The organism is Micromonospora sp. ATLC20 (genome assembly GCF_057196585.1).
The window spans coordinates 20959-37542 of the sequence record NZ_JBXUOV010000047.1 but is presented as its reverse complement, the minus strand read 5'-3'; the positions used below and the strand labels follow the sequence as shown (position 1 = coordinate 37542).

The window sequence follows — 16584 nt, the reverse complement described above, 5'->3', positions numbered from 1 at the left end:
GGCGGAGGCAGGGCGAGGAACGGCCGGCCGGAGCGCCGGGATCCGGCGGGCGGCGGAACGAAGTGCTCGGCCATGACCGGCCTCAGCGTCCGGCGGCGCCGCGGGCCTGCCGGCGGGACGCGGCCACGCCGAGCCCGGCGCCGACCACTGTCACCGCCAGCCCGACCGGCACCAGCAGGCCACCGAGCCCGGGGCCGGCGGTGCCGCCGAAACCGGTCGCCGGGCCGCGGCTGGGCAGGTGGCTGGGCGGGTGGGTCGGCTGCCGGGTGGGCTGCCCCTGCTTGACCACCTGGAGCATGGTGGAGGCGGTCTCCCCGCCCGGGCACTCCAGCTTGACCCGGTAGTTGCCGGGCCGGGTGCGCTCGTGGACCATCGGCGAGGCGGTGAGCAGGCCGCGCTGCGGCTGCACCTGGACCCTGCCGAACGCGTCCGAGGTGACGATCGCCGGCACGGTGTTGTTCCGGCAGCTCGCCCGGATGCCGACGAGGTAGCCGGGCGAGACGGTGCCCGGGGTGACCTCCACGAAGATCACGTCGGCCGGGGGCTGTTCCGGCACCGGTTCGGCGGCGCGCGGCGCGGCCTGGGCGGGCAGCGCGCCGGCCAGCGGGGCGGCGCACGCGGCGGCCGCGACCAGCAGCGCCCTACGTACCCTGAACGACCCCATGACCCCTCCCGGCGTACGGGATGAATCCTCTCACCCCTGGGCGCACATCACATCCGATCCGGGCTAGGCTCGGGTCGCTGTGACCCTCCCCGACATCACCGCCGGCCGCATCCGCACCTTCCATCCGCGTCGCGGACGGATGAGCGAGCGGCAGCGCGACGCGCTCACCCGGCTCTGGCCCGCGTACGGCCTGGAGATCGCCGCCCTCGACGGGCCGTGCGATCCGACGACGCTGTTCGGACGACGGGCGCCGCTGGTACTGGAGATCGGCTCCGGCATGGGCGACGCCACCGCCGCCATGGCGGCGGCCGACCGGGACCGACACTATCTGGCGGTCGAGGTCCATACGCCGGGAATCGCCAACCTGCTCGACCTGGTGGAACGCCACGGTCTGGACAACGTACGGGTGGCCGAGGGCGACGCGCTGGACCTGGTCCGCGCCATGCCGGAGGGCTGCCTGGACGCGGTGCACGTCTTCTTCCCCGACCCGTGGCCGAAGACCCGGCACCACAAGCGGCGGATCATCGCGCCGGCGCACGTGGCGCTGCTGCGGTCCCGGCTGGCGCCGGGCGGCACGCTGCACTGCGCGACCGACTGGGCCGAGTACGCCGAGTCGATGCGCGAGACGCTCACCGCCGACCCGGAGCTGGTCCACGTGTACGGCGGCTACGCGCCCCGCCCGGCGCACCGGCCGGTGACGAAGTTCGAACGCCGCGCGCTGACCGCCGGCCGGGAGGTCTTCGACCTGATCCACCGGCGGCGCTGAAGCCGGTGCGCTGAACCCGGTTGGCGCGGCCGGGTGTGATCCAGGCACGATGGGAGCCGCCATGACTCTCACCGCCGCGCTGCCGAAGACCGCCGATCCCGACACCCTCTACGACGCGTTCGCCTCCTGGGCGTCCGAGCGCGGCCTGGACCTCTATCCCCATCAGGAGGAGGCGGTCATCGAGATCGTCTCCGGCGCGAACGTGATCATGAATACGCCGACCGGCTCGGGCAAGAGCCTGGTGGCGATCGCGGCGCACTTCGCGGCGCTGGCGGACGACCGGACGACCTTCTACACCGCGCCGATCAAGGCGCTGGTCTCGGAGAAGTTCTTCGCGCTGTGCGAGGTCTTCGGCGCGGAGAACGTCGGCATGCTCACCGGCGACGCCAGCGTCAACGCGGACGCGCCGATCATCTGCTGCACCGCGGAGATCCTGGCCAACCTGGCGCTGCGCGAGGGCCGCCGCGCCGACGTCGGCCAGGTGATCATGGACGAGTTCCACTTCTACGCCGAGCCGGACCGCGGCTGGGCGTGGCAGGTGCCGCTGATCGAGCTGCCGCAGGCCCAGTTCGTGCTGATGTCGGCCACGCTCGGCGACACCACCCGCTTCGTCGACGACCTGAGCCGGCGCACCGGGCGGCCGACCGCCGTCGTCCGCTCGGCCGAGCGGCCGGTCCCGCTCCTCTTCTCGTACGCGACCACGCCGCTGCACGAGACCCTGGAGGAGCTGCTGGAGACCAAGCAGGCCCCGGTGTACGTCGTGCACTTCACCCAGGCCGCCGCGCTGGAACGCGCCCAGGCGCTGATGAGCGTGAACGTCTGCACCCGTGCCGAGAAGGACATGATCGCCCAGGCGATCGGCAACTTCCGGTTCACCTCCGGCTTCGGCAAGACGCTGTCCCGGCTGGTCCGCCACGGCATCGGCGTGCACCATGCGGGCATGCTCCCGAAGTACCGCCGCCTGGTCGAGACGCTCGCCCAGGCCGGCCTGCTCAAGGTCATCTGCGGTACCGACACGCTCGGTGTCGGCATCAACGTGCCGATCCGTACCGTGCTGTTCACCGGCCTGAGCAAGTACGACGGCACCCGGACCCGGCTGCTCAAGGCCCGCGAGTTCCACCAGATCGCCGGCCGGGCCGGGCGGGCCGGGTTCGACACGCTGGGCCGGGTCGTGGTGCAGGCCCCCGAGCACGTGATCGAGAACGAGAAGGCGCTCGCGAAGGCCGGCGACGACCCGAAGAAGCGCCGCAAGGTGGTGAAGAAGAAGCCGCCGGAGGGCTCGATCGGCTGGGGCGAGCCGACGTTCCAGCGCCTGGTCGAGGCCGAGCCGGAGCCGCTCACCTCCAGCTTCCAGGTCAGCCACTCGATGCTGCTCAACGTGATCGGCCGTCCCGGCGACGCGTTCGCCTCGATGCGGCACCTGCTCACCGACAACCACGAGGACCCGGCCGCGCAGCGCCGGCACATCCGCCGGGCCATCGCCATCTACCGCGCGCTGCGCGCCGGCGGCGTGGTCGAGGAGCTGCCGGAGCCGGACGAGACCGGCCGCCGGGTACGCCTCACCGTCGACCTCCAGCTCGACTTCGCGCTCAACCAGCCGCTGTCACCGCTGGCGCTGGCCACAGTCGAACTGCTCGACCGGGAGTCGCCGTCGTACCCGCTCGACGTGCTCAGCGTGATCGAGTCGATCCTCGACGACCCGCGCCAGGTGCTGTCCGCGCAGCAGTTCAAGGCCCGTGGCGAGGCGGTCGCCGCGATGAAGGCGGAGGGCATCGAGTACGAGGCACGCCTCGAACTGCTCGACGACGTGACCTGGCCCAAGCCGCTCGCCGAGCTGCTGGACTCCGCGTACGAGATGTACCGGCAGGGCCATCCGTGGGTCGCCGACCACCAGCTCTCCCCCAAGTCGGTGGTCCGCGACATGTACGAGCGGGCGATGACGTTCCCCGAGTACGTCCAGTTCTACGGGCTGTCCCGCTCCGAGGGACTGGTACTGCGCTACCTCGCCGACGCGTACAAGACGCTGCGGCAGACCGTCCCCGAGGACGCGAAGACCGAGGAACTGGTCGACCTCATCGAGTGGCTGGGCGAGCTGGTCCGCCAGGTCGACTCCAGCCTGATCGACGAGTGGGAGCGGCTGCGCAACCCGTCGGACGTGGCCGAGGTGGCCGCCTCGCTGGACGACCGGCCGCCGGCGGTGACGCGCAACGCGCGGGCGTTCCGGGTGCTGGTGCGCAACGCGATGTTCCGCCGCGTCGAGCTGGCCGCGCTGCGGCGCTGGGACCTGCTCGGCGAGCTGGACGCGGGCGACGGCTGGAACGCCGACGCCTGGGCCGACGCGCTGGAGCCGTACTTCGAGACGTACGACTCGATCGGGGTGGGGCCGGACGCGCGCGGGCCGGCGCTGCTGATGATCGAGCAGGGCCGCGAGAAGTGGACCGTACGGCAGATCCTGGACGACCCGGACGGCGACCACGACTGGGGCATCAGCGCCGAGATCGACCTGGCCGCCTCGGACGAGACCGGCGCGGCGGCGGTCCGGATCACCGACGTCGGCCAGCTCTAGGACTACGCGAAAAAGGGCCGCCCGGGATGTCCGGGCGGCCCTTTTCGTGCCCTGGGCGATGTCAGACCCGTCGATTAGAATGTATGTACTAATCGAGCTGCTGACCTGGGAGGATGCTCGTGACTGCGCCCACCTCCGCGACCCCTGTCACCCCCTACGCCACCCTCCTCGGATTCACCCGGTACGTCGACCGCACCGGCCCCACGAAGGCCACCTTCGTCGGCGGCCTGCGCCGGCAGCGGGCCAGCCGGCACGGCTTCAACCCGCACGGCCAGTTCGTCAAGGCGCTCAAGGCCGACGTCGCCTTCCACACCGGCGGCACCCACCTCGCGCAGGTCGCCGACCTGGTCAAGCCGCGCTGGCGCCCGCTCTACGAGGCGCTCGTGCCGGGCGCGACCCGCTGGCTGCACTCGCTCGGCGAGCCGGCCGGCGTCGACCTGGCCCAGACCCGCGACGCCCTCGCGATGCTGGGTGACCTGCCCGTGAAGATCAACCCACAGTTCGGCGTCCGGTACGCCGACGGCCGGGCCGAGGCGATCCGGCTGCACTTCGACGAGGCGCCGCCGAGTGAGGAGGCCACCCTCGCCACGCTGCACCTGATGGCCCGGCACATGGACGCGGTGCTGCCGCACGCCGAGCCGGTCCTGGTCGACGTACGGCGCGGCGAGGCGCACCGGATGCCCGCCGACGTCAAGCCCGAGCAGATCGAGCAGTGGCTCGCCGGTGAGGCGGCCGCCTTCCGGGCCATCTGGTCCACCGCCGCCTGACCGAGCGATCCGCTCCGGCTCACCGCCGCCCCCCACCGAACGGCCGTCCCGCTCCCGGGACGGCCGTTCGGCGTGCTGCGCTCGGGGCGACCGGTCGGGCCGGAGGTGCCGCCGCAGCAGGGCGGCGGTCGTCACCGCCCGGGCGGCACCGCCCCTGATGTGCGCTTTCTTCTCCAGGCTCAGGTTAGAGGCATATGTGGGTAATAGTCGGGAACACCCCGGCATGGCCGGGGACTCCATGACCTCGTCGCGCTGGTCCCGTTCGCGGACGCGCTGGAGCGCAACCCGGCGGCGGCTCGGCACGAACCCGCCTGACTCCGCCTCGTCCCCGCCGTCCGTCGTCCCGTTCCGCCGCCCGTCGTCCGTCGAGGAGCACCAGTGGTAACGAACGACTCGCCTGTCGTACCCCCGCTACGGACCGCCCGCGCCCCGCGCCCGGTCCGCGGTCGTCTCATCCTGCTCGGGCCCGCGTTCGTGGCGGCGGTCGCCTACGTCGACCCCGGCAACTTCGCCACCAACTCCACGGCCGGGGCCCGGTACGGGTACCTGCTGGTCTGGGTGGTGGTGGCGGCGAACCTGGCCGCCATGCTGGTGCAGACGCTCACCGCGAAGCTCGGCCTGGCCACCGGGCGCAGCCTGCCCGAGCTGTGCCGGGAGCACCTGCCCCGGCCGCTCAACCGGGTCATGTGGGCGCAGGCCGAACTGGTCGCCATGGCCACCGACCTGGCCGAGGTGATCGGCGGGGCGGTCGCGCTGTACCTGCTGTTCGGCGTCCCGCTGCTCCCCGGCGGCCTGATCATCGGCGCCGCCTCGTTCGCCGTCCTGGCGCTGCGCGCCAGGGGCTTCCGGACGTTCGAGGTCGCCATCGCCGTGCTGCTCGGCGTGATCGTGCTGGCGTTCGCGGTCAACCTGGTCAGCGCGCAACCGGACGTGTCCGACGCCGCGGCCGGACTGCTGCCCCGGATGCAGGGCACCGACAGCATGCTGCTCGCCGCCGGCATCCTCGGCGCGACGGTGATGCCGCACGTCATCTACGTGCACTCGGCGCTGACCCCGAACCGCCTGCCCGCCGAGGGCGAGACGCAGCGGCGGGTGATCGCCAAGGGCCTGCGGATCGACGTGCTGATCGCGCTGGGCATCGCCGGCGCGGTCAACCTGGCCATGCTGCTGGTCGCCGCGAGCAGCTTCCACGGCACGTCGATCCCCGGCACCGACACCCTCGAAGGCGTGCACACCGGGCTCGCCGCCACGCTCGGCACGGCGGCGGCGGTCGGCTTCGCGGTCGCCCTGCTCCTGTCCGGGCTCGCCTCCACGAGCGTCGGCACGTACGCCGGCGAGATCATCATGCAGGGCTTCCTGCGCCGCCGGATCCCGCTGCTGGTTCGCCGGATGATCACGCTGCTGCCCGCGCTGGCGGTGCTCGCGATCGGCGTCGACCCGACCCGCGCGCTGGTGCTGTCCCAGGTGGTGCTGAGCTTCGGCATCCCGTTCGCGCTGATCCCGGTGGTGATGTTCACGCGCCGCCGGGACCTGATGGGCAGCCTGGTCAACCGCCGGGCCACCACCGCCGCGGCGGTGGCGATCACCGCGTTCGTGGTGGCGCTCAACGCGTTCCTGCTCTGGCAGTTGGCGGCCTGAGACACACCCGCGCCCGTCCGGCCGGTGGGCTGGACGGGCGCGGGTGATCAGGGCTCAGGCGGCCAGGTACTTCTCCAGGTCGTCCAGGATCTTGTTGGCGGCGCCCACGCCGATGCCGGTCATCCAGATCTCGTCGGAGACCACGTGCGCCTTGCCGGCCTTGACCGCGGACAGGCCCTTCCACAGCGTGCCGCCGGTGACCTTCGCCTGCTCGGCGGCGGCCTTCTCGCCGTACGCGGTCACGAACACCACGTCGCCGTCGGCCTCGGCGATGCGCTCCGGGCTGACCCGGTCCATCCGCTTGTCCTCCTTGCCGGCGAGCATCTGCCGCTCCGGGCGGCCCAGGCCGGTGTCGCCGACGACGATGCCGGAGAACGAATCAGGGCCGTACAGGCGGATCTCGGTCGGCATGAAGCGCACGATGGAGACCTTGCGGGACGAGGCGTCGCCGAGCTTCGCGCCGAAGTCCTTGGCCCGCTTCTCGTACTCGGCCAGCAGGTCCTTGGCCTGCTGCTCCTTGCCCAGTGCCGTGCCGTCGAGGAGGAAGTTCTCCTTCCAGGTGATGCCCACCTTCTCGGTGAACACGGTCGGGGCGATCTTGGACAGCTCGTCGTAGAACTTCTCCTGGCGGAACTTGCTGCCGAGGATCAGGTCCGGGTTGAGCGCGTTGATCGCCTCCAGGTCCGGCTCGGTGAGCACGCCGACCTCGGTGATGCCGGCGAGCTTGTCCGCGCCGAAGTAGGTGGGCCAGCTCTTCGCCTCACCGGCGGTCGCCGCGCCGACCGGGGTGACGCCCAGCGACAGCGCGGTGTCGATCTTGTCGGTGTCGAGCACGACCACGCGCTTGGGCTCGGCGGGCACCTTCGTGGTGCCCATGGCGTGGGTGATCTCCCGGGTCTCCCCGGTGCCGGTGCCGGCGACGGGGTCGCTCTCCCCGCATGCGGTGAGGCCGACGCCGAGAGCGAGGGCGGCGGTGAGTGCGACGGCGAGACGACGCATCAGGTTCCTTTCGGTGGTGCGGGTCGGCGCGCTCAGGCGTCGCCGACGGGGGCGCCGGCCGGGGCCGGCATGACGGCCGGAGCGGCCGAGGTCTGTGTGTGGAGGGCCTGGGTGGGAGTGCCCTGGGTGAGGGCCGGCACCACGAGCGGGGCGCCGCTGACCGGGCACGGCACGACCACGCAGTCCAGCCCGAACACGTCGCGGACCAGATCGGCGGTGAGGATCTCGCGCGGCTCGCCGGCGGCCACCACCGCGCCGTCGCGCATGGCGATCAGGTGGTCGGCGTACCGGGCCGCCTGGTTGAGGTCGTGCAGCACGGCCACCACGGTCCGGCCCCGCTGGGCGCGCAGCCGGTGCAGCAGGTCCAGCACCTCGACCTGGTGGGCCAGGTCGAGGAACGTGGTCGGCTCGTCCAGCAGCAGCGCGTCGGTGTCCTGGGCCAGCGTCATGGCGATCCACACCCGCTGGCGCTGCCCGCCGGAGAGCGTGTCCACCGGGCGGTCGGCGAGCGCGCTGACGTCGGCAAGCCGCATGGCCTCCTCGACCGCCCGCCCGTCCTCGGCCGACCACTGCCGCCACCAGCGCTGGTAGGGCTGCCGGCCGCGCCCGACCAGGTCGGCCACGGTGATCCCCTCCGGCACCAGCGGGCTCTGCGGCAGGACGCCGAGCCGCCGGGCCACGTCCCGGGTCGGCAGGTCCCGGATCGCCGCGCCGTCGAGCAGCACCGCGCCGCGCCGGGGCGTGAGCAGCCGGGCCATGGTGCGCAGCAGCGTCGACTTGCCACAGGCGTTCGGGCCGACGATCACGGTGAACGTGTCGGCCGGCAGGTCGAGGTCGAGCCCGTCCAGCACGGTGCGGCCCTCGTAGCCGACGACCAGGTCGCGGGTGGACAGCAGCGCGGTCACGACCGCCTCCCTCGGGTACGCAGCAGCACGAAGATCAGGTACGGCCCGCCGATCGCCGCGGTCAGTACGCCGGCCGGCAGTTGGGTCGGCGCCAGCAGCCGGCGGGCGCCGAGGTCGGCGAGGACCAGCAGCAACGCGCCCAGCAGCGCGGCGCACAGCAGCGGCGGGCGCTCGGCGCGGACCAGCCGCCGGGCCACCTGCGGGGCCACCAGCGCCACGAAGTCGACGGCGCCGACCTGGGCGGTGGCCATGGCGGCGGCCAGCACACCGGTGCCGGCCAGCCCCATGCGCCGGGCCACCGGCCGCAGGCCGATCCCCCGCGCGGTGTCGTCGTCGAGCGCGCTGCTGCGCAGCGCCCACCCGGCCCAGAGCAGCACCGGCAGCAGTACGGCGAGCGTGCCGGCGATCCACGCCGCCTCGCTCCACCCCTTGCCGGCGAGCGTGCCGATGAGCCAGATCTGCGCGCGCAGCCCGTCGATCGGATCGGCGGTCAGCATGACCACCTCGATCAGCGCCCGGAACGCGAACGCTACCGCCACACCGGCGAGCACGAACCGTTGAGCCGCCAGGCCGTGCCGGGCGCCGAGCGCGAACACCACCACCGCGGCGGCCAGGCCACCAAGCAGCGCCGCCGGCGCCACCAGCACCGCCGCCGCGCCGCTGGTCAGCGCGATCGTCGCGGCCAGCCCGGCGCCCTGGGTGACACCGATGACGTCGGGGCTGGCGAGCGGGTTGCGGGCCACACTCTGGATCAGCGTGCCGGCCACGCCGAAGGCCGCACCCGCCACCGCCGCGAGGACCGCGCGAGGCAGTCGCAGGTCGCGCACCACGAGGTCGTACGGCGTACCCGCGCCGGAGAGCGACCGCACCACGTCCACCGGGGCGACGTACGGCGTACCCAGCGACAGACTGACCACCACCGCGACGCACAGCAGCACGAACAGCACCACCGCCACGACAACCGGCCGCCACCGGAACGGCACCACCACCGCCCCGGCCCGCAGCACTCCACGCCCCCGCGGCCGTCGCACCCCTCGCCGTTGATCTTGCACTTCGGGCCCCTCGGGTGCCCGGAATGCCCCTTCCGCCCGGGCAGCAAGTGCAAGATCGCGGGAGCCGGGGGTGGGGGTGGGGGTGGGGGTGGTCATGTCGTCACCGTCTTGGCTCGGTGGACCAGGAAGGCCAGGAGCGGGGCGCCGAGCAGGGCCGTGATGATGCCGGCCGGGATCTCGCCGGGCGGGGCGACGAGCCGGCCGGCCACGTCGGCGGTGAGCAGCAGCGCCGGGCCGAGCAGCGCGGCGACCAGCAGTGTCCACCGCTGGTCCGCGCCGACGAGCGCCCGGGCCAGGTGCGGCACCGCCAGCCCGACGAAGGCGATCGGCCCGGCGGCGGCCACCGCCGCACCGGTGAGCAGCACGCCACCGGCCCCGGCGGCGAGCCGGACCAGGGCGACCCGGTGCCCCAGCCCTCGGGCCACGTCGTCGCCGAGGGCGAGCGCGTCCAGGCCGCGGGCGGCGAGCGCGGCCAGCAGCACCCCGGCCACCACGAACGGCAGCACCTGCCCGGCCACGCCGACGCCCCGGCCGGTCAGCCCGCCGACCACCCAGAAGCGGTACTCCTCGAACGTGCGGGCGTCGATGCTGAGCAGCGCGTACACGATGGCGCCGAGACCGGCGTCGAGGGCCGCGCCGACGAGCGCGAGGGTGACCGGGCTGGCGCCCTCGCGGGTGCGGTTGGCGATGGCGAACACGAGCAGCCCGGCGAGCAGCGCGCCGGCGATGCCGAACCAGACGTACCCGGCGAGCGTGCCCACCCCGAACACGGCGATGGCCAGCACCACGCCGAACGACGCGCCGGCGCTGACGCCGAGGATGCGCGGCTCGGCCAGCGGGTTGCGGGTGACCGCCTGGAACAGCACCCCGGCCAGCGCCAGCGCCAAACCGACGACGAGCCCGAGGGCGGTACGCGGCAGCCGCAGTTCCCGGACCACTGTGGTGGCGTCGCCGCCGTCCGGGGACACCAGCGCGTGCCACACCTGGTCGACGGGGAGGTGACGGCTGCCGAGCGCGAGGCTGGCCAGCAGCGCCAGCAGGAGCAGGAGCGCCGCCGCCACGGTGACCGCGACGCGGCGGACGGTGCCGCGGCGGACGGGAGTCCCGGCCCGCGCGGGCCGGACGGCGACGGTGGTCACGAGGGGGTTTCGCCTTCCGATTAGGTGCGCCTTACCTTAGCTGACCTGGTAAGGCGTACCTAAGCGGGTTGCGCCTCCACCAGGGGGAGGCACGATGGTGGATGCCATGGACGGTGCGGAGCGCTACTCGATCGGTGACCTGGCCCGGCGGACCGGGCTGCCGGTCAAGACCATCCGGTTCTGGTCCGACCGCGGCATCGTGCCGCCCACCGACCGGGGACCGGCCGGCCACCGCCGCTACGACGCGGCCGCGGTGGCCCGGCTCGACCTGGTACGGACGTTGCGCGAGCTGGGCGTGGACCTGCCCACAGTGCGCCGGGTGGTGGCGCGGGAGGTCACCCTGGGCGAGGTCGCCTCGGCGCACGCGGAGGCGCTGACCGCGCAGATCCGCCTGCTGCGGACACGCCGCGCGGTGCTGACAGTGGTCGCCCGGCGCGGGGCCGGCCCGTCCGAGGCCGACCTGCTGCACCGGCTGGCCGGACTGGCCGCGCGGGAACGACGGCGGCTGGTCGACGAGTTCCTCGACGCGGCGTTCGGCGGCCTGACCGATCCGGGGTTCGCGGGCATCCGCCGGTCGCTCACGCCGGAGCTGCCGGACGATCCGGACGACTGTCAGATCGAGGCGTGGGTGGAGCTGGCCGAGCTGACCCTGGACCCGGGATTCCGGGCCGGGCTGCGCCGGCTGGCCGAGCAGCACGCGGCGGACCGGGACGGCGCCGAGGGCGTACGCCGGGACGTGGTCGCCGTGGTCCGGGAGGAGGTGGCCCCGGCGCTCGCCGACGGCGTCGAGCCGGCCTCGCCCGGCGCCGACCCGATCCTGGCCCGGGCGGCGGCCCGGTACGCACGGCTCTGCGGCCGGCCGGACGACGCCGACCTGCGCCGACGGATGCTGGACCGGTTGCGGAGCGCGAGCGACCCTCGCCGGGAGCGGTACCTGGAGCTGCTCGCCGTGGTCAACGGCTGGCCGCCGGCCGAGAGCCTGGCGCCGGTGCTGGACTGGTCGATCCGGGCACTGCGCGCCCGGCAGCACCTAGCCTGAGGGCATGCGATTCGACAGGCACACGGTGGTGCTCCTGGTCCGCCCGGACGACGCGCCGGACCTGCCGCAGGACGCCCTCGACCGGATCCAGGACGCCCACCTGGCGCACCAGGCCGGGCTGGTGGAGCAGGGCGCGGTGCTCGCGGCGGGCCCGTTCCTCGACGGCGACGACGGGCGCGTCCGCGGTTTCGTGGTGCTGTCGGTGGACCCGCAGATGGCCCGCGAGCTGTACGCGAACGACCCGGCGGTCCGCGCGGGCCGGCTCGTCGCGCAGGTCAGCAGCTGGATGGTGCCGGAGGGTCAGGTCCGCTTCGAGCAGGTGCCGGTCCCCCGCTCGATGCTGGAGGCGGCCGCCGGCGACTGAGCGTCGCGGCTCAGCGCGCCGGACCGGAGCGCCGGTCAGTCCTCCGCGGCCTGCCGGACACCCGGCACCACCGGGGTCGGCCACAGCGGGGCACGCGGCCCGGCCGGCACCTCGACCTGCTGGTCGGACCAGACGTACGTCTCGGGCAGCAGGTCGGCGATCGGGACCGCGCGCAGCCCGTCGGGCGGGCCGACGATCACCTTGATCGACGGGAAGTAGTCGAGCAGCACCTGGCGGCAGCGCCCGCACGGCGGGATGACCCCCCGGCCCCGGTCCCCCACCGCGACGATGGCCTCCAGCTCGCCCGCGCCCTGGGTCGCGGCGGCGCCGAGGGCCACCACCTCGGCGCACGGGCCGCCGGTGAAGTGGTAGACGTTCACCCCGCTGAACACCCGGCCGTCGGTGCTGCGTACGGCGGCGGCGACGGTGTGGTTGTCGCTGCGGCAGCGCAGCTTCGCCACGGCGGTGGCGGCCTGCACGAGCGCCCGATCGGTGTCCCGCATGATCATCCCCGCCCCTCGTCGGCCTCGTCCGTCGGCCTCGTCGGCGGCAACTTTATCCGGCGGGGACGGCCGCACCAGGGAGGGCACGCCCAGCGCCGGTAACCCGGGGGCGGTCCGCCGCGCGGCTGCCTATCCTTGGCGACGACATGCAGAATCCAGCCGTACCCGCCGCCCCCGAGACCGCCCGCGACCTGCACCGCCGCCTCGCCCCCCTGATGTTCCGCGACCAGCGCCGGATCCAGCGGCGGCTCGACGGCGTGCGCCGGCTGCGCGACCCGCAGCGGCGGGAGGCGGCGCTGGCCGAGATCGCGGCCGAGGTGACAAGGGCCGAGGCGCGGCTGGAGTCCCGCCGCGCGGCCGTCCCGGCGATCACCTATCCGCCGCAGTTGCCGGTGAGTGAGCGCAAGGACGACATCGCCGCCGCGATCCGCGACCACCAGGTGGTGATCGTGGCCGGCGAGACCGGCTCCGGGAAGACCACCCAGCTGCCCAAGATCTGCCTGGAGCTGGGGCGCGGCATCACCGGTCTGATCGGGCACACCCAGCCCCGCCGGCTGGCGGCCCGCACGGTCGCCGACCGGATCGCCGACGAACTCGGCACCGAGCTGGGCGACGTGGTCGGCTACAAGGTGCGCTTCACCGATCAGGTGGGCGACAACAGCCTGGTCAAGCTGATGACCGACGGCATCCTGCTGGCCGAGTTGCAGACCGACCGGATGCTGCGGCAGTACGACACGCTGATCATCGACGAGGCACACGAGCGCAGCCTCAACATCGACTTCATCCTGGGGTACCTCAGGCAGCTCCTGCCCCGCCGGCCCGACCTCAAGGTCGTCATCACGTCGGCGACCATCGAGACCGACCGGTTCGCGAAGCACTTCGCCGACGCCGACGGCAACCCGGCGCCGGTGGTCGAGGTGTCCGGGCGCACCTACCCGGTGGAGGTCCGCTACCGGCCGCTGGTCGAGGTCACCGAGGCCGAGGAGGAGGACGAGGCCGACGAGGAGAACGTCCGGGACCAGATCCAGGCCATCGGCGACGCGGTCGAGGAACTGGCCGCCGAGGGGCCCGGCGACATCCTGGTGTTCCTCAGCGGCGAGCGGGAGATCCGGGACACCGCCGACGCGCTGGGCAAGCTGGTCCAGAAGAAGCGGTCGCTGCTCGGCACCGAGATCCTGCCGCTGTACGCCCGGCTCTCCACCGCCGAGCAGCACCGGGTCTTCGCCGCGCACAGCAACCGCCGGGTGGTGCTGGCCACGAACGTCGCGGAGACCTCGCTGACGGTGCCCGGCATCAAGTACGTGGTGGACCCGGGCACCGCCCGGATCTCCCGCTACTCCAGCCGCCTCAAGGTGCAGCGGCTGCCGATCGAGCCGGTCTCGCAGGCCAGCGCCAACCAGCGCAAGGGCCGCTGCGGGCGTACCTCCGACGGCATCTGCATCCGCCTCTACGACGAGCAGGACTTCGACTCCCGCCCCGAGTTCACCGACCCGGAGATCCTGCGGACCAACCTGGCCTCGGTCATCCTCCAGATGACAGCGATCGGGCTCGGCGACATCGCGGCGTTCCCGTTCATCGACCCGCCGGACCGGCGCAACGTCACCGACGGCGTGAACCTGCTGCACGAGCTGGGTGCGCTCGACCCGGCCGAGACCGACCCGGCGAAGCGGCTCACCGCGCTGGGCCGGCGGCTGGCCCAGCTCCCGGTCGACCCCCGGCTGGCCCGGATGGTCCTCGAGGGCGAGCGCAACGGCTGCGCCACCGAGGTAGTGGTGATCGCCGCCGCGCTCTCCATCCAGGATCCGCGCGAACGTCCAGCCGACAAGCAGGCCCAGGCCGACCAGGCACACGCCCGGTTCGCCGACAAGGAGTCCGACTTCGTCGCGTACCTGAACCTGTGGCGCTACCTGCGGGAGAAGCAGCGGGAGCTGTCGTCCAGCGCGTTCCGCCGGATGTGCAAGGCCGAGTACCTCAACTACCTTCGGGTACGCGAATGGCAGGACATCGTCAGCCAGTTGCGCCAGGTCCTGCGTACCTCGGACAAGGGTGAGGGCCGGCGCGGCGCCGGCGCCGACCTGCCGGAGGAGATCGACACCCCGAAGGTGCACCAGTCGCTGCTGCCCGGCCTGCTGTCGCACCTCGGCCTCAAGGACGCGCAGAAGCACGAATACCTGGGCGCGCGAGGCGCGAAGTTTGCGATCTTCCCCGGGTCGGCGCTGTTCAAGAAGCCGCCGCGCTGGGTGATGGCGGCGGAGTTGGTGGAGACGTCCCGGCTGTGGGGGCGGGTGGCCGGCCGGGTCGAGCCGGAGTGGGTCGAGCCGCTGGCGCAGCACCTGGTCAAGCGCAGCTACAGCGAGCCGCACTGGGAGAAGAAGCAGGCCGCGGTGATGGCCTACGAGAAGGTCACGCTGTACGGCATCCCGATCGTCACCTCCCGCAAGGTGAACTTCGGGCGGATCGACGCAGGTCTGAGCCGGGAGCTGTTCATCAGGCACGCCCTGGTCGAGGGTGACTGGCAGACCCACCACCAGTTCTGGCGGGACAACCAGAAGCTGCTGACCGAGATCGAGGAGCTGGAGAACCGGGCCCGGCGCCGCGACATCCTGGTCGACGACGAGACCATCTTCGCCTTCTACGACCAGCGGATCCCCGCCGACGTGGTCTCCGGCCGGCATTTCGACTCGTGGTGGAAGAAGACCCGCCGGGAGCGGCCCGACCTGCTCACCTTCACCCGCGAGCTGCTCGTCAACGACGGCCGGGGCGGGGTGGACGAGGAGGACTTCCCGGACGAGTGGCGGGCCGACGGCGTGACGCTGCCGCTGACGTACACGTTCGACCCGACCGTGCCCACCGACGGCGTCACTGTGGACATCCCGCTGCCGCTGCTCAACCAGGTGCCGGCGGAGAGCTTCGACTGGCAGGTGCCGGGGCTGCGCGAGGAGCTGGTGATCGCGCTGATCCGGTCGCTGCCCAAGCCGGTACGGCGCAACTTCGTGCCGGTGCCCGACTACGCCCGCGCCGCGCTGGCCGCGATCACGCCGGGCGAGGAGCCGCTGCTGGTCGCGCTGACCCGGCAGCTGCGCCGGATGACCGGGGTGACGGTTCCGGCCGACGCGTGGGACCTGGGCCGGCTGCCGCCGCACCTGCGGGTCACGTTCCGGGTGCTCGGCGACGACGACAAGCCGGTCGCCGAGGGCAAGGACCTGCCGGCGCTGCAGCGCGAGCTGCGCCAGGAGGTACGCCAGGTCGTGGCCGCCGCCGCGCCGGACGTGGCCCGGACCGGGCTGACCGAGTGGTCGATCGGCGCGCTGCCGCGCACCATCGAGCAGGTACGCGCCGGCTTCGCGGTGACCGCGTACCCGGCGCTGGTGGACGAGGGCGCGACGGTCGGGGTGAAGGTGTTCGACTCCGCCGCCGAGCAGGAGGCCGCGCACTGGGCGGGCACCCGGCGGCTGCTGCGGCTGACGATGCCGTCACCGGCGAAGTTCCTCCAGGGGCGGCTGAGCAACGAGGCGAAACTGGCGCTGTCCCGCAACCCGTACGGCAGCGTGCCGGAGCTGATCGAGGACGCGGCCGGCGCGGCGATCGACAAGCTGATCGGCGACGCGGGCGGTCCCGCCTGGGACGCCGAGGGCTTCGCCGCGCTGCGCGACCGGGTCCGTGCCGACCTGGTGGACACCGTCGTCGAGGTGATGGAGCGGGTACGCCGGGTGCTCGCGTCCGCGTACACGGTGGAGCAGCGGCTCGGCGCCACCCGCAACCTCGCCGTGGTGGCCGCGCTGGCCGACATCCGCAACCAGCTCACCGGCCTGGTGCACAGGGGTTTCATCACCGAGACGGGGTACGCGCGGCTGCCCGACGTGCTGCGCTACCTGACCGCGATCGAGCGGCGGCTGGACCGGTTGCCGGGCAACCCGCAGCGCGACAAACAGCAGCAGGACCGCGTCGCCGTGGTGCAGAAGGAGTACCAGGACATGCTGGCCGCGCTGCCCCCGCCGAGGCGCGCGACCCCGGCGGCCCGCCAGATCCGCTGGATGATCGAGGAGCTGCGGGTGAACGTCTTCGCCCAGGCCCTGGGAACCCCTTACCCCGTGTCCGAGCAGCGCATCTACCGAGCCATGGACGACGCCGAGGGCCGCTGACCCGGAGCCGTCGCCGATCTTGCACTTGGTGCCCCCGCGC

General features: G+C 73.3%; 13 protein-coding genes. 7 read left to right on the top strand and 6 right to left on the bottom strand.

What is annotated here, in order from left to right; genetic code table 11:
* Positions 1-82 precede the first annotated feature (82 nt).
* Complete coding sequence (locus tag AC2CHG_RS13155; protein ID WP_463839775.1) at positions 83-664, bottom strand: hypothetical protein; 582 nt, start codon at positions 662-664, stop codon at positions 83-85.
* Between the two features lie 139 nt (positions 665-803).
* Between AC2CHG_RS13155 and trmB the strand changes: the two genes are divergently transcribed.
* From trmB to AC2CHG_RS13135, 4 genes are all read left to right on the top strand, one after another.
* Positions 804-1430 (top strand): tRNA (guanosine(46)-N7)-methyltransferase TrmB, encoded by a 627-nt coding sequence (trmB, locus tag AC2CHG_RS13150; protein WP_484524831.1) that lies wholly within the window; start codon positions 804-806, stop codon positions 1428-1430.
* Positions 1431-1491: 61 nt separating this feature from the next.
* Positions 1492-3996: a DEAD/DEAH box helicase gene (locus AC2CHG_RS13145; protein ID WP_484524830.1), complete on the top strand. Its 2505-nt coding sequence runs from the start codon at positions 1492-1494 to the stop codon at positions 3994-3996.
* A gap of 119 nt (positions 3997-4115) precedes the next feature.
* A complete protein-coding gene (locus AC2CHG_RS13140) occupies positions 4116-4763 on the top strand; it encodes a hypothetical protein (protein ID WP_194800963.1) in 648 nt (215 codons plus the stop codon).
* A 378-nt stretch (positions 4764-5141) separates the two neighbouring features.
* On the top strand, positions 5142-6401 hold the full coding sequence (locus AC2CHG_RS13135) for an Nramp family divalent metal transporter (protein WP_484524829.1): 1260 nt from the start codon (positions 5142-5144) through the stop codon (positions 6399-6401).
* Between the two features lie 54 nt (positions 6402-6455).
* Here AC2CHG_RS13135 and AC2CHG_RS13130 read toward each other — a convergent pair whose 3' ends face one another.
* The 4 genes from AC2CHG_RS13130 to AC2CHG_RS13115 all read right to left on the bottom strand — a co-directional run bounded on the left by AC2CHG_RS13130 (position 6456) and on the right by AC2CHG_RS13115 (position 10496).
* Positions 6456-7400 (bottom strand): ABC transporter substrate-binding protein, encoded by a 945-nt coding sequence (locus AC2CHG_RS13130; RefSeq protein ID WP_262012279.1) that lies wholly within the window; start codon positions 7398-7400, stop codon positions 6456-6458.
* Positions 7401-7432: 32 nt separating this feature from the next.
* A complete protein-coding gene (locus AC2CHG_RS13125; RefSeq protein ID WP_484524828.1) occupies positions 7433-8305 on the bottom strand; it encodes an ABC transporter ATP-binding protein in 873 nt (290 codons plus the stop codon).
* The gene (locus AC2CHG_RS13120) at positions 8302-9336 is read right to left on the bottom strand and encodes a FecCD family ABC transporter permease (RefSeq protein WP_484524827.1); all 1035 of its coding nucleotides are present in this window, start codon (positions 9334-9336) and stop codon (positions 8302-8304) included. Before AC2CHG_RS13120 ends, AC2CHG_RS13125 begins: the two co-directional genes overlap by 4 nt.
* A 113-nt stretch (positions 9337-9449) precedes the next feature.
* The gene (locus AC2CHG_RS13115) at positions 9450-10496 is read right to left on the bottom strand and encodes a FecCD family ABC transporter permease (protein ID WP_262012276.1); all 1047 of its coding nucleotides are present in this window, start codon (positions 10494-10496) and stop codon (positions 9450-9452) included.
* Positions 10497-10602: 106 nt separating this feature from the next.
* Here AC2CHG_RS13115 and AC2CHG_RS13110 point away from each other — a divergent pair, with 106 nt between their 5' ends.
* Positions 10603-11535: a MerR family transcriptional regulator gene (locus tag AC2CHG_RS13110; protein WP_463839785.1), complete on the top strand. Its 933-nt coding sequence runs from the start codon at positions 10603-10605 to the stop codon at positions 11533-11535.
* A 4-nt stretch (positions 11536-11539) separates the two neighbouring features.
* Entirely contained in the window at positions 11540-11899 is a 360-nt protein-coding gene (locus AC2CHG_RS13105) for a YciI family protein (protein ID WP_013285335.1), read from the top strand.
* 35 nt (positions 11900-11934) lie between these two features.
* Here AC2CHG_RS13105 and AC2CHG_RS13100 read toward each other — a convergent pair whose 3' ends face one another.
* Complete coding sequence (locus tag AC2CHG_RS13100) at positions 11935-12402, bottom strand: cytidine deaminase family protein (protein ID WP_262012273.1); 468 nt, start codon at positions 12400-12402, stop codon at positions 11935-11937.
* Between the two features lie 146 nt (positions 12403-12548).
* Between AC2CHG_RS13100 and hrpA the strand changes: the two genes are divergently transcribed.
* Positions 12549-16544: an ATP-dependent RNA helicase HrpA gene (gene hrpA / locus AC2CHG_RS13095; RefSeq protein ID WP_484524826.1), complete on the top strand. Its 3996-nt coding sequence runs from the start codon at positions 12549-12551 to the stop codon at positions 16542-16544.
* Positions 16545-16584: the final 40 nt, after the last annotated feature.